The following is a 24619-nucleotide window of genomic DNA, read 5'->3' as shown; positions in this document are numbered from 1 at the left end:
CATGCAACTCACCCGAATATCCGCAGCCCTGCGCTCCCCCGTCACCTTCTCCGTGCTCGCGGGCCTGGTCATCGGCGCCCTGTTCCTCGTCGGCACCGGCGCGGACCCGTTCACCGCCTACAGCGCCGTCCTCACCGGCTCGCTCGGCGCGGACGGCATCGGTTCCACGCTGAGCACCGGCACCAGCGTGCTCGGCATGGCGCTCGCGCTGGCGATCCCGCTGCGCGCCGGGCTGATCAACCTCGGCGGCGACGGCCAGATGGTCCTCGGCGGCATCACGGCGGCCGTGACCGGCCTCTACTCCCCGCTGCCGGCACCCCTGACCGTCGTACTGGCGCTGCTCGCGGGCATGGCGGCGGGCGCCGCATACGCCGCCCTGGCCGCCCTGTGCGAGAACCGCCTGGGCGTCCCGCTCCTGGTCAGCAGCCTGCTGCTGAGCTACCCGGCGGTCTCCCTCGCCTCCTACCTGGCGCGCTACCCGCTGAAGGAACCCGGCTCCAGCCTCCCCCAGACCCGGGCGATGCCGGACGGCGTGGCGCTGCCCGCGTTCGGCGCCTCGACGGTCACCATCGGGCTCATCCTGGTGGTCCTCGCGGCAGCCGCCTACTGGTTCACCGACAAGCGCACGGCGTTCGGCTACGAGATCCGCATGACGGGCCTCAACTCCCGCTTCGCCGCCTACGCCGGTGTCGAACGCCAGGGCCTCACCCTCAAGTTGATGTCCGTCTCCGGCGCACTGGCCGGACTCGTGGGCGCCATAGGGGTGTTGAGCTTCCCGTACCGCTTCGTCGACGGCTCGCTCACCGCACCGGGCTACACCTGGACGGGACTTACGGCCGCCCTGCTCGCCGCGGCAGCGCCACTCGGCACGGTCATCGCCTCCTTCTTCTTCGCCGTCCTCGCGGTCGGAGGCCTGGCGATGGAGCGGACGACCGAGGTGCCGCGCGAGCTGACGCAGGTGCTCCAGGCCATCGTGATCGTGTTCCTCGCTGCCCGACTGCGCTTCCCCGGCGGGTGGTTCAGGAGACGTGCCCAGGAAAGCTCCCAAGAAAGCCCTCAGAAGATCGGGGCCGCGTGATGTTCTTCGACTCCGATCTGCTGATGTCGGCGCTGCGCGCGCTGACCCCGATCCTGCTGGCCGCACTCGGCGGTGCCCTGTGCGAACGTGCGGGCGTCTTCAACATCGGCCTCGAAGGCATGATGCTGATGGGCTGCTTCACGTCGGTGGCCACGAGTTGGTTCACCGGCAGCGCCTGGCTCGGCGTGCTCGCCGCCGCCCTCGCGGCAGCCGCGTATTCGCTGATCCTCGCCGTCGGCGCGGTAACTCTGCGCGGGGACGCGGTCGTTCTCGGAATCGCCATGAATCTCCTGGCAGTTGGCCTGACCAGCTTCCTGCTGCGTACGGTCTTCGGTGTGCAGGGCACTTTCGACGATCCGTCACTTGCCGGGCTGCCGTTGGTCGGTGGCTTCACCCCGCTCGCGTATCTGGCGTTCGTCGCGGTCGCGGTGGCCGCGCTGATGCTGTCCCGGCATGTGTGGGGGCTGCGGCTGCGCGGGGTCGGCGAGGCGCCGGACGCGGCGGCCACGCTCGGGGTGAGCCCGGCGAAGTACAAGTACGCGGCGGTGCTGATCTCGGGTGTCCTGTGCGGGCTCGCGGGGGCCCAACTCGCTCTCGGCAACGTCACGTTGTTCTCCGAGAACATGACGGCGGGCCGGGGCTGGATCGCGGTCGTCGCGGTCATGCTCGGCCGCGCGGCACCCGTCGGCGTACTGCTCGCCGCGCTGCTCTTCGGTCTCGCCGAGGCCGCCGGTTTCCGCCTCCAGGGCGTCGGCCTGCCCCAACAGGCCACGGATGCCGCGCCGTACGTCGTGACGCTCGTCGCCCTCTTCCTCTCGACGGCCCGCCGCCGTCGCCGTACCGCCAACTCCCCTTCCGGAGCCACCACATGACGCAGGACCTGCTGCCCATCACCCGCATACCGCGCACCGGACTTCCCACGCACGCGGTCGTCGTCGGCGACCCGGCGCGTGCCGCCGCCGTGGCCGCGCTGCTGGACGGTGCCGAGGAGGTGTCTTACCACCGCGAATACCGTGTCTTCAGCGGGAGTTGGAAGGGCCTGCCGGTCACCGTCGCCTCGCACGGGGTGGGCGGACCGGGCGCGATCCTGCTGTTCCAGGAGCTGGCGGACGCGGGGGTCCGCACCTTCCTGCGCTTCGGCACGGCGGGCGCGATGAAGCCCGGCATCGGCGACGGCGACCTCGTCATCGCGGAGGCGGCCGTACGCGACGACGGCGTCACCCAGCAACTCCTCCCCCCGGAGTACCCGGCGGTTTCCTCCCCCGAGGCCGTCCTCGCCCTCCAGCGCGCGGCCCGCGAGGCCGACGCCCCGCACCACCGCGGCATCGTCTGGACCCGCGCCGCCTTCCAGCCCGGCCTCCTCCCCCTCTTCTCCTACGACGGCGCCGGGCTCGCGGCGATCGAGATGGAGCTGTCGGCGCTGCTGGTGACGGCCTCGCTGCGGGGACTTGTCGCGGGCGGGGTGCTGGTCATCGACGGCGCCAACGCCGATGAACTCGTCGACGCGGAGACCACCGGCGGGTACGACCCGCACCGTGACGTCGTCGCGGCCGGTGTCGAGCGCGGGGCGATCGTCTCCCTGGAGGCGCTCCGACTGCTCGCGGAGGCCGAGGAGTTGACGGCGTGAGCACCTCCCCCATCGACCTGTTGGTGCACGGCGGTGACGTCCTCACCGTCGACGAGGCCGGAACTGTCGTACGGGACGGGGCAGTTGCCGTCCACGAGGGCGAGATCGTCGCCGTAGGACCGGCTGCGGAGCTGACAACCCGGTTCACAGCGGCGGAGTCCGTTGACGCGTCGGGCTGTCTCGTCCTGCCCGGACTCATCAACACGCACACCCACCTCGCGATGACGCTGCTGCGCGGCCGGGCCGACGACGTGACTCTCCAGGGCTTCCTGGAACGGGTGTTGAAGTGGGAGGCCGAGCTGCTGACGCCGAAGAACGTGGCGGCGGCGGTGCGGCTCGCGGTGGCCGAGAGCGTACGGGCCGGGGTGACCTCGGCGCTCGACATGTACTGGTTCCACGAGGCGGCCGAGCAGGCGGCGCGTGAGGCGGGCTGGCGACTGCACACCGGGCCCACCTTCATGGACGTACCGGAACCTCCGGACCGTCTCGCCTACGAGGACCGACTCGACTGGGCGCGACGGGACTTGGTGGCGCGGGGCACTGCCCGCCCCGGCCTGCGCCCTGTCCTCTTCGCGCACTCGACCTACACCCTCGCCCCCGATCAGCTGGTCGAAATCGCCGCCCTGGCAAGGGAGTTCGGGGCGCTGCTGCACATCCACGCGGCGGAGAACCCGACCGAGGTCGCGACCGTCGAGGTCAAGTACGGCAAGCGGCCTGTGGAGTTGCTCGACTCGCTCGGGCTGCTCGGTCCCGATCTGCTGCTCGCGCACGCCGTGGATCTGACCGGCCCGGAGATCGCGGCACTGGCCCGCACGGGTACGTCGGTCGCCCACTGTCCCGTCTCCAACCTGAAGTTGGGCTGCGGAATCGCGCCTGTGCCACGGCTGTTGAGCGCGGGCGTCACCGTCGGGCTGGGCACGGACGGTGCCGTCAGCTCGAACACGCTGGACGTGCTGGGCGCCGTACGGCAGGCGGCTCTCGTGCACAAGGCGGGCGGCGACCCCACGGCGGTCGGTGCCGAGCAGGCCGTACGGATGGCGACGATCGAGGGCGCGCGGGCGCTGGGCCTGGGGGATCACCTGGGTTCGCTGGAGGCAGGGAAGCGGGCCGATCTCGTCGTGCTCGACCTGGACGCGCCGCATCTGCGGCCGCTGCACGACCCGTGGTCGACGCTCGCGTACGCGGCGCACTCGGCGGACGTACGGGACACGGTGGTGGACGGCCGGGTGCTGATGCGGAACCGGACACTGGCCACGCTGGACGAGGAAGCGGTGCTCGCGGAGCTCGAAGCACTTGCCTGAGCTGTGGATTTCCCTCCCGTTCAGCCTGCTGAACCCGCATAATGCACCTGATACATCGGACGTCTGAGCAAGAGAGAGGCCGGCCATGGCAGTCACCGATGAGGCGATCGAGAAAATCAAGGGAATGATCGTCTCCGGCGCGCTGCGTCCCGGGGACCGGCTGCCCAAGGAGAGCGAACTCGCCGCCGAACTGGGCCTGTCCCGCAACTCCCTGCGGGAGGCCGTGCGCGCCCTGTCGCTGATCCGCATCCTGGACGTGCGGCAGGGCGACGGCACGTACGTCACGAGCCTCGATCCCCAACTCCTGCTGGAGGCACTGAGTTTCGTCGTCGACTTCCACCGCGACGACACGGTCCTCGAATTCCTGGCCGTACGGCGGATCCTGGAGCCGGCGGCCACGGGGATGGCGGCGCTGCGGATCAGCGAGCAGCAACTGGACGCGCTCTCCGCCCAGTTGGACGCGCTGGGCGGTGCCCCTTCGGTGGAGGAACTGGTCGCGTGCGACCTGGAGTTCCACCGGGGCATCGTGCAGAGTTCCGGCAACTCGGTGCTCTGCTCGCTTCTCGACGGTCTGTCCGGGCCGACCACGCGGGCCCGGATCTGGCGCGGTCTGACGCAGGAGGACGCGGTCAGCCGGACCCTGCACGAGCACCGGGCAATCCTGGGCGCGCTGCGCGACCGGGACGCGGAGGCGGCGCGGTCGTGGGCGACGGTGCACATCGCGAGCGTGGAGCAGTGGCTGCGTTCGACCCTGTGATCGAGTGACGCGCCCAGCTGATCCATCGGAGGAGTGACCGGCCGGGACGGGTCCGCACAGGATGGCGATCTTGTGTGTTCGACCGTCCCGGACGGGGCAGGCATGGGTTCACTCCCCCGTGCAAGGGGGCTGCGGGCGCCCCCGCCGGACGCCGTAAGGTTGGGGCGTACGCGAGGGCAGATCGGAAGGAGGCGCTGGGTGATCGAGCTGGAGGGGGTTCCCGAGCTGATCGACCCAGTGATGGTGGCCGCGTTCGAGGGCTGGAACGACGCCGGCGACGCCGCCTCCACCGCGGTCGCGCACCTGGACAGGGAGTGGAAGGGCGAGGTGTTCGCGGCGCTGGACGCCGAGGACTACTACGACTTCCAGGTCAACCGGCCCACGGTGTGGATGGACGCCGGCGTGCGAAAGATCACATGGCCGACAACGCGCCTCTCGGTGGTCCGGGTCGGCGGCGAGAAGCCGCGCGACCTCGTACTCGTCCGAGGTATCGAACCGTCGATGCGCTGGCGCTCGTTCTGCAACGAACTGCTGGGCTTCGCCCACGAGTTGGGCGTGGAGCTGGTGGTGATCCTGGGCGCGCTGCTCGGTGACACCCCGCACACGCGTCCGGTGCCGATCAGCGGGACCACGTCGGACGCGGACCTGGCGCAGCGGATGGACCTGGAGGAGACCAAGTACGAGGGTCCCACCGGGATCGTCGGCATCCTCCAGGAGGCGTGCACGCACGCGGGTGTACCGGCCGTGTCGCTGTGGGCCGCGGTGCCGCACTACGTGTCGCAGCCGCCCAACCCGAAGGCCACCCTGGCGCTGCTGAACCGCCTGGAGGACCTGATCGACGTGCGCATCCCGCTGGGCGAGCTGCCCGAGGACGCGCGCGCCTGGCAGGTCGGCGTGGACCAGCTGGCCGCCGAGGACAGCGAGGTCGCCGAGTACGTCCAGACGCTGGAGGAGGCCCGGGACACCGCGGAGCTGCCGGAGGCGTCGGGCGAGGCGATCGCGCGTGAGTTCGAGCGCTATCTGCGGCGGCGTGACGGCGGCGGCAACCCGGCGCCCGGTGGTCACGCCACGGCGGACGGCAGCGACAGCGCGTCGTATCTGCGGGACAACCCCGGCCGTGCGAAGCCGACGAGACCCGCGAAGCCGGACACGGAGCCGGAGGCCGACGCGGACGACGAGGACTCCTCCGAGGAGTGAGTCCGCCGGTCAACAGGATGTGAAAGAGGGGCGGTTCCTCCCGGGTGGGAGGAACCGCCCCTGTTCTGTGGGCTGTTGCTAGAGGGCCACGCCCAACAGGGCGTCCACGGCACGCGAGACGACGCCGGGGGCGCCCTCGTCGCTGCCGCCCCGGTCCCGCTGGAGAGCGGCCCAGCGGTCGACCGCGGCGAGCGCGGCCGGGGCGTCCAGGTCGTTCGCGAGGGCCTCGCGCATCTCCTCGACGACCGTGACGGCGGAGGGGCCGTCGGGCCGGGAGACGGCGGCGCGCCAGCGCCCGAGCCGGGCGACCGCGTCCGCGAGCACCCCGTCGGTCCACTCCCAGTCGGAGCGGTAGTGGTGGGCAAGCAGGGCGAGCCGGATGGCGGCCGGGTCGACGCCCTCGCGGCGCAGCGCGGAGACGAAGACGAGGTTGCCCCGGGACTTCGACATCTTCTCGCCGTGGAGACCGACCATGCCGGCGTGGACGTACGCCTTGGCCATCGGGAACTCGCCGGTCAGCACCTGGGCGTGCGAGGCGCCCATCTCGTGGTGCGGGAAGGCGAGGTCGGAGCCGCCGCCCTGCACGTCGAAGCCCATGCCGAGGTGGTCCAGGGCGATGGCCACGCACTCGATGTGCCAGCCGGGGCGTCCGCGGCCCAACGAGCCGCCGTCCCAGCTCGGTTCGCCCTCGCGGGCGGCCATCCAGAGCATCGGGTCGAGCGGGTTCTTCTTGCCCGGGCGGTCCGGGTCACCACCGCGCTCGGCGGACAGCAGGCGCATGGCCGCCGCGTCGAGGTTCGAGACCTTGCCGAAGTTCGGGTCGGACCCTACGGAGAAGTAGGTGTCGCCCTCGAGTTCGTAGGCGGCACCGGCGTCCCTGAGACGCTCGACGAGCGGCACGATGCCGGGTATCGCCTCGACCGCGCCGATGTACTGCTTCGGGGGCAGCATCCGCAGGGCGGTCATGTCCTCGCGGAAGAGCGCGGTCTCCTTCTCGGCGAGGGCCACCCAGTCGACGCCGTCGCGCTCGGCGCGCTCCAGGAGCGGGTCGTCGACGTCGGTCACGTTCTGGACGTAGTGAACCTGCCGCTTGGTGTCGAGCCACACGCGCTGCACGAGGTCGAACGCGTTGTAGGTCGCCGCGTGTCCCATGTGGGTAGCGTCGTACGGCGTGATGCCACAGACGTAGATACGGGCGACGGGACCGGTGTCAGGGGTGACCAGACCGCCGGTCGCGGTGTCGTGGATCCGGAGGTCGCGGCCCTTGCCGGGCAGGGCGGGGACCTCAGAAGCGGGCCAGGCATACATGTCATGAGCGTAACCGGACGGATAATCCGTTTACGAACCGGACCAGGCCGTATGGCCGGTAAGGCGGTCTTGCGGGGTCACCGCTCGTATGCAGTCACACCGGCGGCCAGGGAATGGCCGGCCATTCCCCGCTCGGCTCGGGATGCTTCCCGTCCGCCAGCATCGCGTCGACCCGCGCGCGCGTGGCGTCGAGTTCTACGTCGGTGATCAGCTCGGCGAGCTTCGTAGCGAGCCCGCCGCCGTCCCTCAGCGCCTCCCTGAGCGCCTGGAGGACGTCGACCGCCTCCGGAGTGAGCGGCTCGCCCGCCCAGCCCCACAGGAGGGTGCGCAGCTTGTTCTCGGCGTTGAAGGTGACACCGTGGTCGATGCCGTAGAGGCGCCCCTCGTCGGCGGGCAGCAGATGGCCGCCCTTGCGGTCGGCGTTGTTGATGACCGCGTCCAGGACGGCAAGCCTGCGCAGCCGCTCGTCGTCGGCGTGCACCAGGAGGGCCGTTTTGCCCTCGCCGACCTCGGCGAACCCGATGGCCTTCCAGCCCGGCTCGGGCTCCTCGCCGTCGACCAGGGCGAGCAGTTCGGACTCGGCCGCGGTCTCGATCCACAGCTGGCACATGCCCTCGCCGTACGGCCCGTCGCGCAGCACGGTGGTCGGCACGAGGTTCCAGCCGGTCGCCTCGGAGACCTCGTAGGCGGCGACCTCGCGCCGGGCGAGATTGCCGTCGGGGAAATCCCAAAGGGGCCGCTCCCCGGCGACGGGTTTGTACACGCAGGACGCCTCGCGGCCCTCGTACGCCACGGAGCAGAACAGCACCGCGTTCGAGGCTTCGCGGATCTGCCCGCGCACTGTCAGCTCACCCTTGGCGAGCAGCTCGGCCGTGGTCACGCTCCGCGGCGGTATCCGTTCTGGCGCGGACATACGTGTCCTTCCGGGTCGAGCGGGAGGCTGCACAGCGGGCAGGGCGGACGGCCGGCGTTGACGACGTCCAGGGCCCGCTTGGCGAAGGCGCGGGCCTGGGCTCCGGTGAGGCGGACCCGCAGCATCGGGGGGCCGTTCTCCTCGTCCTGGAGGAGGCGCTCCTCGGCCTCGGCGAGGTCCTCGTCGGTGTCGGCGTCGAGTTCGACGAGGGCCTGCGCCTCGACGATCATGCGCTGCTCCTCACCGTCCCAGGCGAGCGCCATGGTGCCGACGCGGAACTCCTCCTCGACGGGGGTCTCCAGCGGACGGGTGTCGGAGATCTCGGTGGGGGTGACGGCCGGGACGGCCGCGCTGCCGCCACTGCGCCGTACGACCTCGTCCAGAAGCTCGTCCATGCGCTCGGCGAGCGCGGCGACCTGCGTCTTCTCCAGGGCCACGCTGGTCACCCGAGGACCGGAGGCGGCCTGGAGGAAGAACGTACGGCGCCCGGGCAGTCCGACCGTACCGGCTACGAAGCGGTCCGGCGGGTCGTAGAGGAACACCTGACGGGACACGTCCTGTCTCCATTGGAATCGACTGCTGACAAGTGCGGCGCTACTGCGACCGCTTCACCCTACTGCGGCCGACGATCACGGTGCGCCCGCGCCGCCCCCGACCGTGGCGTGGTCGCCCGGAGGCTCCTCGCGCGGCGCCAGGGAGGCGAGATCGCCGGTGTCCCCGAGCCGTACGAGAAAAGGCCTGAGACGGGTGTAACGGATCGCGGTGATGGAACACGGTTCTACAGAGATCCGCTGGAAGAGGTCGAGATGAAGTCCGAGTGCGTCCGCGACAAGGGACTTGATGATGTCGCCGTGCGAGCACATGAGGTAGACGGCGTCGGCGCCGTGATCGCGCTCCACGCGCGCGTTCCACTCGCGTACGGCCTCGGCCGCGCGGGTCTGCATCGCGCGCATCGACTCGCCGCCGGGGAACGCGGCCGACGAGGGGTGCGACTGGACGACCTCCATCAGGGGCTCGTCCATCAGCTCGGCGAGCTTGCGGCCCGACCAGTCCCCGTAGTGGCACTCCCCGATCCGCTCCTCCGTGTGCAGCCGCAGCTCGGGGCGGGCGTCGAGGAGGGGCTGGAGGGTCTCCTGGCAGCGCTGCAGCGGGCTGGCGACGACCTCGGCGATCGGCAGCGCGGCGAGCCGTCCGGGGAGCGCGGCGGCCTGGGCGTTGCCGCGCTCGTCGAGGGCGACACCGGGCGTCCAGCCGGCGAGCACTCCCCCGGTGTTGGCGGTCGAACGTCCGTGCCGGACAAGGATCAACGTGGGCATGGGGCCAAGGGTAGGCGCACGTGCGGGTGCGTCTTCGGCCGGACGGCGGGAGAATACGCACCGTGATCGTCGACTACGCCATCTACCGTGACGGACGCCGGACGGAGGGGCCCGGCGACTTCTCCGACGGCCTGGACCACTGTCGTCGAGTGGGCGGCGCCTTCGTCTGGATCGGCCTCTACGAGCCCACGGAGAAGGAGTTCGACAAGGTCACCGAGGAGTTCGGGCTGCACCCCCTGGCCGTCGAGGACGCCCTCACCGCGCATCAACGCCCCAAGCTGGAGGTCTACGACGACTCGCTCTTCGTGGTCCTCAAGCCGGTGGGCTACGAGGCCGACGACGACGTCGTCACCTCCGGCGAGGTCATGGTCTTCGTGGGCGACTCCTTCGTAGTGACCGTCCGGCACGGCATGGAGGCTCCCCTGGCGGCCGTACGGCACCGTCTTGAGGAGGAGCCGGAGATGCTGCGGCACGGGCCGACGGCGGTGCTGTACTCGATCGCGGACGCCGTGGTCGACCACTACGTGGACGTGGCGGGCGAGTTGCAGACCGACCTGGAGGAGCTGGAGGCGGCGGTGTTCTCGCCGACCGGCGGCGGCTCACGGACCACGGCCTCGCGGATCTACACCTTCAAGCGGCAGATCCTGGAGTTCCGCCGGGCCACCGGGCCGCTGGCGATGCCACTGGCCCGGCTCGCGGGCGTCGGTCTCGCCGGTGACCGGGTGCCGTTCGTGAACGACAAGTCGCGGCCGTTCTTCCGTGACGTGAACGACCACCTGATGAAGGTCAACGAGTCCGTGGAGGGCCTGGACCGGCTGGTCTCGGACGTCCTGTCGGCGCATCTCGCGCAGACCAGCGTCCGGCAGAACGACGACATGCGGAAGATCTCCGGCTGGGCCGCCATGGCCGCCGTCCCCACGATGATCGCCGGGATCTACGGCATGAACTTCGACCACATGCCGGAGCTGCACTGGCTGTGGGGGTACCCGGCGGTGATCCTGCTGATGGCCGCCCTGGAGGTGCTGCTGTACCGGACGTTCAAGCGGCGCGGCTGGCTGTAGAGCGCTTCTTGGGCCTACGCGAACTCGGGGGCGGCGCTGGCCGGTCCGCCGAGGGCGTCACGTCGCTCCGGCATCCTCAGGGACACCATCCGCCGCCAGCCGCCGAGCCGTTCGTAGGCGTACACGGCGTGGATGCCCGCGGCGAGCGCGGCCGACTTGGCGCGCGGCCAGCCGAGGACGCGTCCCATGTGGGCCATCACCGCGAGGCTGACGTCCCGGTAGATGCGGATCTCGGCCAACGCGCACTCCCGGAGCGTGCGTTGGATGGCACGGCCGTGTCCGGCGGCCGCGAAGCGCAGCAACTCCTCGTGGCAGTAGGCGAGGTGGTTGTCCTCGTCGTTCGAGATCATCCGTACCGCGCGGCCGAGGTCGGGGTGGTCGGCGAAGTGCCTTCGCAGCAGGTCCATCTGCTCGGAGGCGCGCTGTTCGGTGACCCGGCTGTGCGCGAGGTACGTGACGACGTCCTGGACGGTCAGGGCCACCTCGCCCTTGAGCTTCTCGTGCGCGAGGCCGATGCCGTGCCGCTCCAGGAGCATCGTGTAGTCGGTGTCGGCGGGCACCTGGACAGGCTGGAGGGCGCGCTTCTTAAGAAGAGCGTTGAAAATGCGCCCGTGCTTGTCCTCGTCGGCGCCGTGCCGGCTGATCTTGGGGGCGAGGTCGCGTTCGGTCGGCGGGACGAGGACGGCAATGCGCCCGTTCTCCCAGCCGCCCTGGGACTCGCCGCTGGCCGCGATGGAGCAGAACAGCCGGAACGACTCGTCGTTGTCGAGGATCTCCTGGAACAGACTCTTGGCCGACAGCATCTGAACGCACCTCCATGCAGGATTCCGCCGCATTCCGCAAAGAACGAGTCAAATGCGACGTCAGAGGTGCCGCAACAGCACTGTCGGACAACTCCGCCAAAAGGAGGACTACGGATGTCCTGTCGGGGGCGTAACCGCACGGCCCGCCGCGCGTTGTTCCCCGTGACGGCCGTGGCGGGGAAGACCCCCCGAGCCCCCACCACGGCCGTAGAAAACTTCCGTACGGCAGAGCCGGGTTACGCGAGACCCGCGCGCTCCAGTGCTTCCGTTCCGGCGCGGAGGGCGGCGATCCGCTCCTCCAGGGTCCAGCCGGCGGGGGCGAGCGTCAGGGTGGTGACACCGGCCGCCGCGTACTCCTTCATCCGGTCCGCGATGCGGTCGACGGAACCCAGCAGTGTCGTCTTGTCGATGAGGTCGTGCGGGATGGCGGCAGCGGCGCCGTCCTTGTCGCCGGCCAGGTACTTGTCCTGGATCTCGGCGGCGGCCGCCTCGAAGCCCATGCGCTGGGCCAGCTTGTTGTAGAAGTTCTGCTGTCGGCTGCCCATGCCTCCGACGTACAGCGCGGTGTACGGGCGGAAGGTGTCGGCGAGCTTCTCGACGTCCTTGTCCTCGCCGAAGGCGAGCGGGACCGTCGGGACGATGTCGAAGCCCTCCAGGGTCTTGCCCGCCTTCTCGCGCCCGGCCCGCAGGTGCTTGATGGCGGTGTCCTCCAGGTGCTCGGCCGACGGGAAGATGAGCAGCGCGCCGTCGGCGATCTCGCCGGTCTGCTCCAGGTTCTTCGGGCCGATCGCCGCGATGTAGAGCGGGATGTGCTCGCGCTCCGGGTGCACGGTCAGCTTGAGGGGCTTGCCCGGGCCGCCGGGCAGCGGCAGCGTCCAGTGCTCACCGTCGTAGGACAGGCGCTCGCGGGTCATCGCCTTGCGGACGATCTCGACGTACTCACGCGTGCGTGCCAGCGGCTTGTCGAACTTGACGCCGTACCAGCCCTCGGAGACCTGGGGGCCCGAGACGCCGAGGCCGAGGCGGAAGCGGCCGCCGGAGAGCGAGTCGAGGGTCGCGGCGGTCATCGCGGTCATCGCGGGCTGGCGGGCCGGGATCTGGAAGATGGCCGAGCCGACGTCGATGCGCTCGGTCTGCGCGGCGACCCAGGTGAGCACCGTGGCCGCGTCGGAGCCGTAGGCCTCGGCGGCCCAGCACACCGAGTAGCCGAGGCGGTCGGCCTCCTGCGCCACGGCGAGATTGTCGCCGTCCATTCCGGCACCCCAGTAGCCGAGGTTGATCCCGAGCTGCATGGCAGACCCCTTACCGATCAGTAACGTCGCTGTTGTGCCGACCCTAGCGCGCGGTGGCCGGAGCGGACAGGACGGGTACCGGTGAGTGATCACGGAGCGTGCCGCGGGAGGGACTGTGGATCATCGTGGAAATCGGTTATCCACAGGCCACCACACCGCAGGTTCAGGCCAGTAATCTCGGCGTTCATGGAGCAGAGGCATCTCGGCCGTACCGGCCTTCGTGTGTCCCGGATCGGACTCGGCACCCTCACGTGGGGGCGCGACACCGACGAGCATGACGCCGCGGACCTCTTGAAGGCGTTCTGGGAGGCCGGCGGCACCCTCGTCGACACGGCGGACGTGTACGGCGACGGGGAGGCCGAGTACCTGCTCGGACAGCTCATAGAAGGGCTCGTGCCGCGCCGGGACCTGGTCATCTCGACGAAGGCGGGGAGCGTACCCGACCCCGACCGCCGCTTCGACGGCTCGCGCGGCCATCTGCTCGCCGCGCTGGACGCCTCCCTGGCCCGCCTCGGCACGGACTACGTCGACGTCTGGCACATCCACGGCTTCGACCCGTTCACGCCGCTGGAGGAGACCCTCCAGGCCCTCGACCTGGCGGTCAGCAGCGGGCGGGCGCGCTACGCGGGCGTCTCGAACTACTGCGGCTGGCAATTGGCCAAGGCGGCGACCTGGCAGCTGGCGGCGCCGGGCACGCGGACGCGGCTGGCGAGCACGCAGCTGGAGTACTCGCTGCTGCAGCGGGGCGTGGAGCGCGAGGTGCTGCCGGCCGCGCTCGACCTGGGCATCGGGCTGCTGCCCTCCTCGCCGCTCGGGCGCGGGGTCCTGACCGGCAAGTACCGGCAGGCGACGCCGGTCGACTCTCGCGGCGCCTCGGAGCACATGGCGCCCTTCGTCGCGCCGTACCTCGACGACACGGCGGCCCGCATCGTGGACGCGGTGACCATCGCCGCGGACGGGCTCGCCGTGACACCCCTCCAGGTCGCCCTCGCCTGGGTCCGCGACCGGCCCGGGGTGGCCGCCCCGATCGTCGGCGCGCGCAACGCGCAGCAGCTCACGGCCGCATTGTCAGTGGAGGCCCTTAGTCTTCCTGACGAGATCTGCCGAGCGCTCGACGATGTGTCGGCGCCTCTGCACCGCTATCCCGATCACGACTGGAGCACGCTGTGAGCACGGACCCGGAGACCACGGAGACCTCGCCGTCCGAGGACACGGGCACGGACACCGGGGAGGGTGCCGAGGGCGCGGGGGCGGACGTAGCCTCGGGCGCCGAGAGCACCGGTGAGGAACCGGCCGCAGAAGGCACCGAGAGCAGCGGTGAGGCCAAGGCCGAGGCCGCTCCCGAACTGTCCGAGGCCGCCGCCGAGTTGCTGGCGCAGCAGGTGGAGCGGGAGCGCATCGAGCGGCGCAAGGCGGAGAAGGCCGGGCCCATCGCGGCCGGGGCCAAGCTCACCGGCACGGCCGCCGATCTGCTCGCGGCGGTACGGGCCGTGGAGAGCGGCGACAAGCCTGTGACCACCCCCTTCGCCAAGCCGGAACCCGCCGCCCCGCGCCGATCGGCCGCCCCCGAAGCGGTACGACAGCCACAGCCCGTCCCGACCGAGCCCGGCGCCCCCGCGACCGAGACCGTCGAGTCCGTACGGCGTGTGCTGGCCGAGGGCGGTGCGCCCGAGACGCTCGCGGCCCAGGTCGCGGCGGCGCTCGGCGAGAGCGGGGACGACCAACTCCGCGAGGATCCCTGGCAGTTGCTGCGCGTCCCGGGGGTACGGCCCGAGCAGGCCGACGGGTTCGCGCGGGCGCTGCTCGGCGACGAGTGCGCGCCGGACGACGAGCGGCGGGGCCGCGCGGTCATCGGCTGGCTGCTGGAACAGGCGGCGCTGGCCGGGCATACGGCCCTGGAGGCCTCGGCGTTGACGGCAGCACTGGCCAAGCAGGGCGTGCCCGACCCGGACGCGGCGACGCAGAGCGCCATCGCCGAGGGTGAAGTGCTGGTCTTCCAGGACGCGTTGGACGAGCCCGCGGTCCCGGTGCAGCGCGACGACGACACGTCCGACGAGGACACGGAGGCCGAGGAGCGTCCGGTCCGCGTGCTGATCGGCCTGGAGCGGTACGCGCTCGCCGAGGAGAGCCTCGCCGACGGACTCGCCAAGCTGATCAACTCGGTCCCGAAGGAGGACGGTTCGGCGGCGGACTGGGAACAGGCCGGTGCCGCCAAGGGCTCCACAGGCGAGCTGATCCGCGCGGTCGCGGGCCACGGCCTGGTGCTCCACACCGGCGGGGAGGCTGCCCTGGAGGAACCGGCGGCGCTGCTCCGCGCGGCGGCGGGTTTCGGGTTGCGTGTCTGGGCCGCCGCCCACAGTCCGGTGGGGCGGGACCGGTTCGCGGCGTTGCTGACCCGGAAGGCGGAGTCGGGAAGCTCGTCGTCCACCGAGCCGGAGGGAGCCGCGTCCGCCGAGTCGGACAGCCCCGCCCCGGATGACGGCCCCCGCGCCGCCACCGTCGCCGGACTCCTGTCCGGTGCCGAAGGGCCCGGGCGGGACGCGGACGGCGCCCTCGACCTGGATCTCCTCGTCGTGCTGGACGCGCCTCAACTGGACGTAGAGACGGCGGCGTTGCTCAGTGAGTCGTTGCCGGACGGGGCCCGGCTGGTGCTGGCCGGGGATCCGGCCGTGTTGTGGTCGGCGGGTGCCGGGCGGGTCTTCGCGGATCTGCTCGCGTCGAAGGCCTGCCCCCAGGTCGTCTCGCGGCGCCCGGATCTCGGTCCCGTGGGCGAGCTGGTCTCGGGCATCGGCATCGGTGAGCTGAACCAGGTGGAGGCCCCGGGCAAGGAGGTCGTGATCGTGCCGGTGCGCGACGCCGGTGAGGCCGTGCACCGGACCGTGCAGCTCGTCGCCGACTCGGTGCCGCGCGTGATCGGCGTCCCGGCCGAGCAGACCGTGGTGATCACCCCGGGCCACGGCGGCGCGGCCGGCACCCGCGCCCTGAACGTGGCGCTGAAGGAGCGGCTCAACCCCGGCCCCGGCCGCTTCGGCGGCTTCGACCCCGGCGACCGGATCGCGTACTCCCCCACCCCGGGCCGTACGGTTCCCGGCCGGGTGGTGAACGCCGACGCCGAGGGGCTGCACCTCGCGTGCGCCGGCGGGCCCGTCGTCGTACCGAAGGAGCGGGTCGAGCAGTCCGTGCGGCACGGGTGGGCGCTGACCGCGCACCAGGCCGTGGGGGCGCGGTGGCCCGCGGTGGTCGTGGTGCTGCCCGGGGACGCGGCGCAGGCGCTCAGCCGGCCCTGGGTGTACACGGCGTTCAGCCGGGCGGACCGGCATCTGTCCGTCGTCCACGGTGTGGACCAGGCGCTGCCCCGGGCCGTCGCCGAGGTCCCGGCCAAGCCGCGGACGACCCGGCTGCCGGTGCTGCTGCGACCGCAGGTCCCGGCGCAGGTCTGAGCCCGGACGGCACGGACGACAGACGGCGGCGGTCACCGAGGGACTCCCTTGGTGACCGCCGCCGTCGTCGTCTCAACAGCTGGGCCCGGCGCGGTCAGCGATCCGCTTCCAGCGCCTCCAGGTCCTCGTCCTCGTCCAGATCCGCGTCCAGGTCGGGATCGAGTTCGTCCTCGATCTCGTCCTCCACCTCGTCGATGTCGTCGATCTCGTCGTTGATCTCGTCGTCGAAGACCGCGCTGACGTCGAAGCGGCAGACCACACGCTGCGGATCGACGCCCTCGAAGGGGGCCTCCAGCCAGGCGCCGGGGTCGGCCGTCTCGTCGGCAGCGGTCACCCAGAGCGTGGAGTCGCCTTCTTCGAGGCCGAACTCCTTGGGCCGGGAGGCGATCTCGTCCGCCTCGAACTCGTCGAAGAGGATGCCGAGCGCGCCGTGGATCGTGCCGGAGGCCTCCGTGCCCGTGCCGTCGCCGACCGCCGCCTCGACCCGCTGCGCCTGGGCCAGCAGCCGCTGCGGCTCCGCCACGGCGTAGTCACGGCGGATCAGCACGCTCACCGCGTTCGGCTCCTCCGGGCCGGTGTACGGCGGCAGGGAGTCTTCCGTACCGGGGATCTCGAAAGGCGTGACCTCGTCATAACGGTCGTAGAGCAGCTCGTCGTAGACCTCGGCGGCCGCGGCGAGCTGGTTGAACGCCTCGTAGACGGCCGGGTCGTCCTCCCCCGACCGGCCTTCGACCGCGGCCAGGTGGCGGTCGAGCGCGGTCTTGACCGCCTCGGCGGCGGCGCGTACCTCGGCAGCGGTTGGCTGCGCAGCATCAGACATAGTGCAGACGCTATCCGTACCGGGGCTCTGCCCGCACAATAGATGCGATGCCGGAATACGAATTTGTCGACGTGTACGTACCGCGCGGGGTCTCCCGCAAGGACGCCACACGTCTGCTGACGGACCATGCCGAGTACGGACACTGGGAATTGGACCGACTGAGCCTGCTGCGCGACGGGAGTCGCAGGGTGCGGCTGCGCCGGCGGATCATCCGCCAGGTGCGCGCCACGTGGTGAGCTGAGCCGGGCGAAACGGAGCGGGCCCCGGCAGTGCGGGGCCCCTCCGTTGCGCAGATCACATGTGTTCGGGAGCTACATCGAGGCCCGCGCCTTGCGGTACAGCACCGCGCCCGCGACCAGCGCGCCCGCGCCGACCGGCAGGGCGAGCCCGAGCGGCAGTTCGCTGCCGGTGTGCGCGAGCTGCGCGCCGCCCGGGGACCGGACGCCGGACTGCGCGCCGGGCTGGTTCACGTGCACGGAACCGATCGGCGTCTGACCGCCCTTGATCGGCGAGGTGCCCGGTGACGTGGGGTGGGTGGGCGTGCCGGGAGTGCCCGGGTGGCTCGGCGTCCCCGGCGGGGTGGTCCCGTGACCGCCGCCCGGGTGCGTGCCGTGGTGTCCGCCGTGACCGGGAGGCGTGCCGTGGTGATGACCGCCGCCAGGGTGGTGGCCGCCACCGCCCGGAGGGGTCCCGTGATCATGGCCACCCCCGTCGTGACCGCCCCCGTTGTGACCGCCCCCGTGATGTCCGCCCCCGCCCGGAGGTGTCCCGTGATGACCGCCCCCATGGTGGCCGCCACCCCCCGGAGGCGTCCCGTGGTCATGGCCGCCGCCGTGGTGCCCGCCCCCGCTCCAACTCCCGTTGTTCGCACAGTCGTTGCCGGTGACGGCGTTGCCGATGCCGATGACGTCGACGCTGTTGCCGCAGACGTTCACCGGTACGTCGACCGGTACCTGGACGTGGTTGCCGGAGCCGACGCCGGGCGAGTTCGAGGCGTGTCCGCCGGCGTGCGAGCCCCCTGAGCCGCCGTGCGCGCCGTGTCCGCCCGAGCCGCCGTAGCCCCCGGAGTCGCCGTAACCACCGGAGTCCCCGTACCCGCCCGACGAACCGTGGCCGCCACTCCCGTGACCGCTGCCCCCGCCCGGGTTGCCGCACTTGTTGCCGACCGCCGGGTTGAGGATCCCCACCACGTTCACGGTGTTGCCGCAGACGTTGACCGGCACGTGCACCGGTGCCTGCACGGTGTTGCCGGACAGTACGCCGGCCGAGTCCGAACTGGAGCCCGTGGCGCCCGAGTCGGCGTGGGCGACACCGCCCGCGGCGGCGATCACCCCGGTCGCGGCCGCCACGGTCATCAAGCTTTTTCGAGTGACCTGTCGCATTGCTGAATTCCCCCCTGCCTTTCATCCTGACTGAATTCCTCGCGCGATTTCCCGCACAAAGACCGTCGGCCCCGGAGCGCATGGCGCGCGCTCCGGGGCCGAGGACGTGGTCACCCCCTAGAGGGGCGACGTCACTTGTTGACGCAGGTGTTGCCGAAGGCGGGGTTCAGCAGACCGATCACCGAGATCGTGTTGCCGCACACGTTCACCGGGACGTGCACGGGAACCTGGATGACGTTGCCGGAAACGACACCCGGGGAGTGCACGGCGGCACCCTGAGCGCCCGAGTCGGCGACGGCCAGGCCCGCTCCCGCGAGAACCAGGCCACCGGTGGCAGCCGCAGCGGCGACGACCTTCTTGATCATTATTCCTCCTTGTTGGCAAAAGCGATCTCGTGTTGCCGATCGCATCACCTGTAACGAGGAGGGAGTAATGGAGCTACGAGCTTATGAGCACATTCACTCTTCCCGGTCACCTCCGTACGCGCGGTCGAATTCCGGCGTCAACCGACGTCGACCGGTGTTTCAGGACACGACTTCAGGGCGCGACTTCAGGACGCGTCGATGAACCGGTCCAGCACCCGCACCCCGAACTTCAGCCCGTCCACCGGCACCCGCTCGTCGACGCCGTGGAACATGCCCGCGAAGTCCAGCTCCGGCGGCAGCTTGAGCGGCGCGAAGCCGAAGCCACGGATGCCCAGGTCGTCGAAGGATTTGGCGTCCGTACCGCCGGAGAGCATGTACGGGACGGCCTTCGCGGTCGGGTCCTCGGCGAGCAGCGAGGCCTGCATGGCCTCGACGAGCGGGCCGTCGAAGGAGGTCTCCAGGGCCTTGTCCGAGTGGACGTCCTCGCGCTTGACCTTCGGGCCGAGGATCCGGTCGAGGTCGGCGAGGAACTCCTCCTCGTGGCCGGGCAGGAAGCGCCCGTCGACGTTGGCGGTGGCCTCGCCGGGGATGACGTTGACCTTGTAACCGGCGTTCAGCTGCGTCGGGTTGGCGGTGTTGCTGAGGGTCGCGCCGATGAGCTTGGCGATGCCGCCGAGCCGCTTGAGGGTCGCCTCCATGTCCTCCGGGTCGAGCGGGGTGCCGAGCGCGTCGCCGAGTTCGTCGAGGAAGGCCCGGGTCGTCTTGGTGACCCGCACCGGGAACTTGTGCCGACCCACCCGCGCGACGGCCTCGGACAGCTCGGTGATCGCGTTGTCCCGGTGGATCATCGACCCGTGCCCGGCGGTGCCGGCCACGGTCAGCTTCATCCAGTGCATGCCCTTCTCGGCCGTCTGGATCAGATAGAGCCGCCGCTCCTCGCTCACCGTGAACGAGAACCCGCCGACCTCGCTGATGCCCTCGGTGACGCCGTCGAAGAGCTCGCGGTGGTTGTCGACGAGGTGCCGCGCTCCGTACGTACCGCCCGCCTCCTCGTCCGCGAGGAAGGCGACCACGATGTCGCGCGGGGGCCTGCGCCCGCTGCGCAGCCGGTCGCGGACGACCGCCAGGGTCATCGCGTCCATGTCCTTCATGTCGACCGCGCCACGGCCCCACACGCACCCGTCGGCGACCTCGCCGGAGAAGGGGTGGTGGGTCCAGTCCGCCGCGTTCGCCGGTACGACGTCCAGGTGGCCGTGGATGAGGAGCGCGGGCCGGGAGGGGTCCGTGCCCTCGATCCGGGCCACCGTGGAGGCGCGTCCCGGGTGCGACTCGAAGATCTTGGGTTCGAGGCCCACCTCGGCGAGCTGCTCGGCGACGTACTCGGCCGCCTTGCGCTCACCCGGGCCCGAGTGGTCGCCGTAGTTGCTGGTGTCGATCCGGATCAGCTCGCGGCAGAGGTCCACGACCTCGTCCTCGCCGGTGACGCCCTTGGCCGTGTCCGTGTCGCTCACGCTGCTTCCTCCCACTGTCACTGCTGGCGGTCCTCCCCCATCCTCTCTCCCCATCCCGCCGCACCCCAAGGGCGGTCCCGGCCCGTCACACGCCGTTCACGCGGGACGCGGGCGGGAACAGGGGGTGATCGGCCACCCCTGGAAGCCTGGTAATGTTTCCTTCGTCGCCGCGGGGGAAACCACGCGCGACAGACACCTTGTCCGGGTGGCGGAATGGCAGACGCGCTAGCTTGAGGTGCTAGTGCCCTTTATCGGGCGTGGGGGTTCAAGTCCCCCCTCGGACACATACGACGGCGAGGGTCGTGACCAGTACAGGTCGCGGCCCTCGCCGCATTTGTGGGGGATGTCTCCTTCGGCCTGAAGATCACCAGGTCAGAGCGTTGTCGCGCGCTCACGGAGCGCCCCCGTTCGGCCGCCCCGAGTGGCCGTCGGCAGGCCCGGAGCCTAGCGTCGTACTAAAATTTCCGGCTTGTTACGGAACGGAGCTGGAGCTGGACAACCCCAGGCATACCTGCGGGCCCGCCAGCACCCCGGAGTTGTCCGGGTTCGAGACGCGAGGACCGATGGCAGCCATACACGAGAGCAGTGCTCTCGGGCTTGACGAAGAGATCCGCACACAGTTCGGCGATACGGCACGCTTCTCTGCGGCGCCGGCCGCCTCGGCCCGCACCCTTGTCGACATTCTCGACGCCTCGGTGCGGTCGTATCCCGACGAGCTCGCCCTGGACGACGGCACCGTCCGCCTCACCTACCGTGCGCTGGCCGTCGAGGTGGAGACCCTGCGCCGCACCCTGGCCGCGGCCGGTGTCGGCCTCGGTGACCGGGTCGGCGTGCGGGTCCCGTCCGGGACCAACGACCTCTACATCGCGATCCTCGCCGTACTCGCCGCCGGTGCCGCCTACGTCCCCGTCGACGCCGAGGACCCGGACGAGCGGGCCGAGCTGGTCTTCGGCGAGGCCGACGTCCGCGCCGTCATCGGCGCCGAGCACGCGCTGACCGTCCTCGGGCACAGTGACGCCCCGGCCGCCCGGCCCGGTGTCGAGCAGGACGCGTGGATCATCTTCACCTCCGGCTCCACCGGCAAGCCCAAGGGCGTCGCCGTCACCCACCGCAGCGCGGCGGCCTTCGTGGACGCCGAGGCGGCCCTGTTCCTCACCGAGGACCCCATCGGTCCGGGTGACAGGGTCATGGCGGGGCTGTCCGTCGCCTTCGACGCGTCCTGCGAGGAGATGTGGCTGGCCTGGCGCTACGGCGCCTGCCTGGTGCCGGTGCCGCGCTCGCAGGTCCGCAGCGGCGCCGACCTCGGCCCCTGGCTGGTCGAGCAGGACATCAGCGTCGTCTCGACCGTGCCGACCCTGGCCTCCCTCTGGGAGCCGGAGGCGCTGAACGACGTACGCCTGCTGATCTTCGGCGGTGAGGCCTGTCCGCCCGAGCTGGTGCAGCGCCTGGTCACCGAGGGCCGTGAGGTCTGGAACACGTACGGGCCCACCGAGGCGACCGTCGTGGCCTGTGCCTCCCTGATGACCGGCGACGAGCCGATCCGCATCGGACTCCCCCTGAACGGCTGGGAGTTGGCCGTCGTCGACGAGGCCGGGGTGCCCGTACCGATGGGCGGCAGTGGGCAGTTGGTGATCGGCGGTGTCGGTCTCGCCCGCTATCTCGACCCCGAGAAGGACGCGGAGAAGTACGCGCCTCTTGAGTCCCTCGGCTGGGAACGGGCGTACCGCAGCGGCGACTTGGTCAAGGCCGAGCCCGAAGGACTGATCTTCCTCGGCCGCGCCGACGAGCAGATCAAGCTCGGCGGACGCCGGATCGAGCTGGGCGAGGTCGACGCGGCGCTCCAGGCGCTGCCCGGTGTCGCCGGAGCGGCCGCCGCCGTGCGCACCGCGCGCAGCGGCAACCAGCTCCTCGTCGGCTATGTCGTCACCCAGGAGGGCTGGGACCAGGCCGCCGCCGTCGAGAAGCTCCGGGCCGAACTGCCCGCCGCCCTCGTGCCGTTGATCGCCCCGGTCGAGGACCTCCCCACCCGCACGTCGGGCAAGGTCGACCGCAACGCCCTCCCCTGGCCGCTCGAAGGCCTGGAGACCGCAGGCGCCAAGGAGCAGCTCTACGGCACGGAGGCCTGGCTCGCGGAGCAGTGGGCCGAGGTGCTCGGCATCCCCGTGAGCAGCGCGGCCGACGACTTCTTCGCGATCGGCGGAAGCAGCCTGGCCGCCGCCCAGTTGACGACGCGGCTGCGCACCCGGTACCCGAGCGCGGCCGTCCTCGACATCTACCAGCAGCCGACGCTGCGGAAGTTGGCCCGGCACCTGGAGGACTCGGCGCAGGGCGACGGCACCGCGCGCGTGATCGCGCCGGTCCCGACCCGCGCCAAGGTGATCCAACTCCTCGCGCTGGTCCCCCTGTTCACCCTGGTCGGCCTGCGCTGGACGGTGGCACTGGCCGCGCTCGGCAATGTGCTGGGCGGCTACGCATGGCTGCCGACCGCCTCCTGGTGGCTGGTCGCCGCGGGCGCACTCCTGCTCTTCAGTCCGCCCGGCCGGCTCGCGATCGCCGCGGGCGGCGCACGCCTGCTGCTGCGTGGCGTGAAACCGGGTCGCTACGACCGTGGTGGCAGCGTCCATCTGCGGCTGTGGGCGGCGGAGCGGCTGGCCGAGTTCAGCGGGGCGACCGGACTGACGGGCTCGTGGCTTGAGCGGTACGCACGCGCCCTCGGCGCCAAGATCGGCTCTGACGTCGATCTGCACTCCCTCCCGCCGGTCACCGGCATGCTCAAGATGGGCCGCGGTGCCGCGGTCGAGTCCGAGGTGGACCTGTCCGGCTACTGGCTGGACGGCGACCGTCTCGAGATCGGCCCGGTCAAGGTCGGCGCGCACGCCGTCGTCGGCACGCGCAGCATGCTGTTCCCCGGCGCCCGGGTGGGCAAGCGGGCCGAGGTGGCGCCGGGTTCGGCCGTCACCGGCACGGTCCCGACCGGCCAGCGCTGGGCGGGCGCCCCTGCGGTCAAGCTCGGCAAGGCCAAGCGCAACTGGCCCAAGGAGCGCCCGCAGCGGGGCACGTACTGGCGGGTGATGTACGGCGTGACGGGCTTCGCGCTCACCATGCTCCCGGTGGTCTCCGGCGCCGTAGCACTGCTGGTGGCGAGCGCGTTCATCGCGCCCGGTGACGGGCTCGGCGAGGCCCTGCGGGGCGCGTCGGTCGCGCTGGTCCCGGCGACGCTGGCCTTCGGGCTGACGTACGCGCTGCTGATCCTGATCGGTGTACGACTGCTCAGCCTCGGCCTGCGTGAGGGTACGCACCCGACGCACAGCCGGATCGGCTGGCAGGCGTGGACCGTGACGCAGTTGATGGACCTCTCCCGCGAGACCCTGTTCCCGCTGTACGCCGGGCTCGTCACGCCGGTGTGGCTGCGGCTGCTCGGGATGCGGATCGGGCGCGGCGCCGAGGTGTCGACCGTGCTCGCGCTGCCGAGCCTGACCACGGTCGGCGAGGGTGCCTTCCTGGCCGACGACACGCTGACCGCGCCGTACGAACTCGGTGGCGGCTGGGTGCACATCGGGCGGGCCGAGATCGGGCGGCGGGCGTTCCTCGGGAACTCCGGGATGACCGCGCCCGGGCGGAGCGTGCCGGACGGCGGGCTCGTCGGGGTGCTGTCGGCGACGCCGAAGAAGGCGAAGAAGGGCACGTCGTACCTGGGCCTGCCGCCGGTGAAGCTGCCGCGCAGCACGAGCGGCGGCGACCAGAGCCGGACGTACGACCCGCCGGCGAAGCTTCTGTGGGCGCGCGGGCTGGTGGAGCTGTGCCGGATCGTGCCGGTGTTCTGCTCGGCGGGGCTTGCCGTGCTGACGGTGGCCGCGCTGTGCGCGCTGGGGGTGTGGGCGCCGCTGCTGTCGGGGCTCGTGCTGATCGCCATGGGTGCGCTGGCCGGGCTGATCTCGATCGTGGCCAAGTGGACCCTGGTGGGTCGGCACCGCGGGAACGAGCACCCGCTGTGGAGCGGTTACGTGTGGCGCAACGAGCTGGCGGACACCTTCGTCGAGGTCGTGGCGGTGCCGTGGCTGGCCGGTTCGGTGCCGGGTACCCCGGTGCTGACGGCCTGGCTGCGCGGGCTCGGGGCGCACATCGGCAAGGGCGTCTGGGTGGAGAGCTACTGGCTGCCCGAGACCGATCTGGTGACCCTTGAGGACGCTTCCACAGTGAACCGTGGTTGTGTGCTCCAGACCCACCTCTTCCACGACCGGATCTTGCGGACGGATACTGTGGTCCTCCGTGAGGGCGCGACGCTGGGTCCTGGCGGAATCGTCCTGCCCGGCAGCGAGGTCGGGGCGCGCACCACTCTGGGGCCCGCGTCGCTCGTGATGGCGGGGGAGTCCGTCCCGGACGACACCCGCTGGCTGGGCAATCCGATCGAGTCATGGCGATCCTGAACACAGGTCACGCGGCGTCGG

21 protein-coding genes and 1 tRNA gene are annotated in these 24619 nt (G+C 71.3%); 12 read left to right on the top strand and 10 right to left on the bottom strand.

Going from position 1 to position 24619, the window contains the following annotated elements:
- Position 1: 1 nt before the first annotated feature.
- The 6 genes from OO69_RS28635 to OO69_RS28610 all read left to right on the top strand — a co-directional run bounded on the left by OO69_RS28635 (position 2) and on the right by OO69_RS28610 (position 5960).
- On the top strand, positions 2–1078 hold the full coding sequence (locus OO69_RS28635; protein ID WP_033283707.1) for an ABC transporter permease: 1077 nt from the start codon (positions 2–4) through the stop codon (positions 1076–1078).
- Complete coding sequence (locus OO69_RS28630) at positions 1078–1950, top strand: ABC transporter permease (RefSeq protein ID WP_019059137.1); 873 nt, start codon at positions 1078–1080, stop codon at positions 1948–1950. Before OO69_RS28635 ends, OO69_RS28630 begins: the two co-directional genes overlap by 1 nt.
- Positions 1947–2705 (top strand): nucleoside phosphorylase, encoded by a 759-nt coding sequence (locus OO69_RS28625; RefSeq protein ID WP_033283706.1) that lies wholly within the window; start codon positions 1947–1949, stop codon positions 2703–2705. The genes OO69_RS28630 and OO69_RS28625 overlap by 4 nt, the downstream gene beginning before the upstream one ends.
- Positions 2702–4006: an amidohydrolase gene (locus tag OO69_RS28620; protein ID WP_033283705.1), complete on the top strand. Its 1305-nt coding sequence runs from the start codon at positions 2702–2704 to the stop codon at positions 4004–4006. The genes OO69_RS28625 and OO69_RS28620 overlap by 4 nt, the downstream gene beginning before the upstream one ends.
- 85 nt (positions 4007–4091) lie before the next feature.
- A complete protein-coding gene (locus OO69_RS28615) occupies positions 4092–4763 on the top strand; it encodes a FadR/GntR family transcriptional regulator (RefSeq protein WP_033283704.1) in 672 nt (223 codons plus the stop codon).
- 198 nt (positions 4764–4961) lie between these two features.
- Positions 4962–5960 (top strand): PAC2 family protein, encoded by a 999-nt coding sequence (locus tag OO69_RS28610; RefSeq protein ID WP_033283703.1) that lies wholly within the window; start codon positions 4962–4964, stop codon positions 5958–5960.
- 78 nt (positions 5961–6038) lie between these two features.
- Here OO69_RS28610 and mshC read toward each other — a convergent pair whose 3' ends face one another.
- From mshC to OO69_RS28590, 4 genes are all read right to left on the bottom strand, one after another.
- Complete coding sequence (gene mshC / locus OO69_RS28605; protein ID WP_033283702.1) at positions 6039–7268, bottom strand: cysteine--1-D-myo-inosityl 2-amino-2-deoxy-alpha-D-glucopyranoside ligase; 1230 nt, start codon at positions 7266–7268, stop codon at positions 6039–6041.
- Positions 7269–7362: 94 nt separating this feature from the next.
- The gene (locus OO69_RS28600; RefSeq protein WP_199811047.1) at positions 7363–8181 is read right to left on the bottom strand and encodes an SCO1664 family protein; all 819 of its coding nucleotides are present in this window, start codon (positions 8179–8181) and stop codon (positions 7363–7365) included.
- Positions 8145–8735 (bottom strand): DUF3090 domain-containing protein, encoded by a 591-nt coding sequence (locus OO69_RS28595; RefSeq protein ID WP_033283700.1) that lies wholly within the window; start codon positions 8733–8735, stop codon positions 8145–8147. The genes OO69_RS28600 and OO69_RS28595 overlap by 37 nt, the downstream gene beginning before the upstream one ends.
- A 75-nt stretch (positions 8736–8810) precedes the next feature.
- Entirely contained in the window at positions 8811–9497 is a 687-nt protein-coding gene (locus OO69_RS28590; RefSeq protein ID WP_033283699.1) for a histidine phosphatase family protein, read from the bottom strand.
- A gap of 62 nt (positions 9498–9559) precedes the next feature.
- Between OO69_RS28590 and corA the strand changes: the two genes are divergently transcribed.
- On the top strand, positions 9560–10558 hold the full coding sequence (corA, locus tag OO69_RS28585; protein WP_033283698.1) for a magnesium/cobalt transporter CorA: 999 nt from the start codon (positions 9560–9562) through the stop codon (positions 10556–10558).
- 14 nt (positions 10559–10572) lie between these two features.
- On the opposite strand, the gene OO69_RS28580 is transcribed toward corA, so the two are convergent.
- The gene (locus OO69_RS28580; RefSeq protein ID WP_033283697.1) at positions 10573–11361 is read right to left on the bottom strand and encodes a hypothetical protein; all 789 of its coding nucleotides are present in this window, start codon (positions 11359–11361) and stop codon (positions 10573–10575) included.
- A gap of 236 nt (positions 11362–11597) precedes the next feature.
- On the bottom strand, positions 11598–12653 hold the full coding sequence (locus OO69_RS28575) for an LLM class F420-dependent oxidoreductase (RefSeq protein ID WP_033283696.1): 1056 nt from the start codon (positions 12651–12653) through the stop codon (positions 11598–11600).
- 186 nt (positions 12654–12839) lie between these two features.
- Between OO69_RS28575 and OO69_RS28570 the strand changes: the two genes are divergently transcribed.
- Positions 12840–13823 carry an aldo/keto reductase gene (locus OO69_RS28570; protein ID WP_033283695.1) on the top strand — a complete coding sequence of 328 codons (984 nt, stop codon included), beginning with the start codon at positions 12840–12842 and terminating at the stop codon, positions 13821–13823.
- Positions 13820–16093 (top strand): ATP-dependent DNA helicase, encoded by a 2274-nt coding sequence (locus tag OO69_RS28565; protein ID WP_033283694.1) that lies wholly within the window; start codon positions 13820–13822, stop codon positions 16091–16093. Before OO69_RS28570 ends, OO69_RS28565 begins: the two co-directional genes overlap by 4 nt.
- A 94-nt stretch (positions 16094–16187) precedes the next feature.
- Here OO69_RS28565 and OO69_RS28560 read toward each other — a convergent pair whose 3' ends face one another.
- Positions 16188–16913, bottom strand: a complete 726-nt coding sequence (locus OO69_RS28560; RefSeq protein WP_033283693.1) for a hypothetical protein — start codon at positions 16911–16913, stop codon at positions 16188–16190.
- Positions 16914–16960: 47 nt separating this feature from the next.
- Between OO69_RS28560 and OO69_RS28555 the strand changes: the two genes are divergently transcribed.
- A complete protein-coding gene (locus OO69_RS28555) occupies positions 16961–17149 on the top strand; it encodes a DUF5703 family protein (protein WP_005485166.1) in 189 nt (62 codons plus the stop codon).
- 75 nt (positions 17150–17224) lie between these two features.
- Here the strand turns inward: OO69_RS28555 and OO69_RS53755 are convergent, their stop codons facing one another.
- From OO69_RS53755 to OO69_RS28540, 3 genes are all read right to left on the bottom strand, one after another.
- Positions 17225–18295 carry a chaplin gene (locus OO69_RS53755; RefSeq protein WP_033283692.1) on the bottom strand — a complete coding sequence of 357 codons (1071 nt, stop codon included), beginning with the start codon at positions 18293–18295 and terminating at the stop codon, positions 17225–17227.
- A 131-nt stretch (positions 18296–18426) separates the two neighbouring features.
- Positions 18427–18660, bottom strand: coding sequence for a chaplin ChpH (chpH, locus tag OO69_RS28545; protein WP_019059153.1), 234 nt, complete (start codon positions 18658–18660; stop codon positions 18427–18429).
- A gap of 185 nt (positions 18661–18845) precedes the next feature.
- A complete protein-coding gene (locus OO69_RS28540) occupies positions 18846–20171 on the bottom strand; it encodes a M20/M25/M40 family metallo-hydrolase (RefSeq protein WP_033283691.1) in 1326 nt (441 codons plus the stop codon).
- Between the two features lie 199 nt (positions 20172–20370).
- Between OO69_RS28540 and OO69_RS28535 the strand changes: the two genes are divergently transcribed.
- Positions 20371–20455, top strand: a tRNA-Leu gene (locus OO69_RS28535).
- Positions 20456–20734: 279 nt separating this feature from the next.
- Positions 20735–24598, top strand: a complete 3864-nt coding sequence (locus tag OO69_RS28530; RefSeq protein WP_033283690.1) for a Pls/PosA family non-ribosomal peptide synthetase — start codon at positions 20735–20737, stop codon at positions 24596–24598.
- The last annotated feature ends 21 nt before the right edge of the window (positions 24599–24619 follow it).

Origin of the sequence: Streptomyces sp. NRRL F-525, from assembly GCF_000716605.1 — a bacterium.
Taxonomy (GTDB): Bacteria; Actinomycetota; Actinomycetes; order Streptomycetales; family Streptomycetaceae; genus Streptomyces.
Note: the sequence above shows the minus strand (reverse complement) of the source record. Positions and strands in the feature narration are given on the sequence as shown.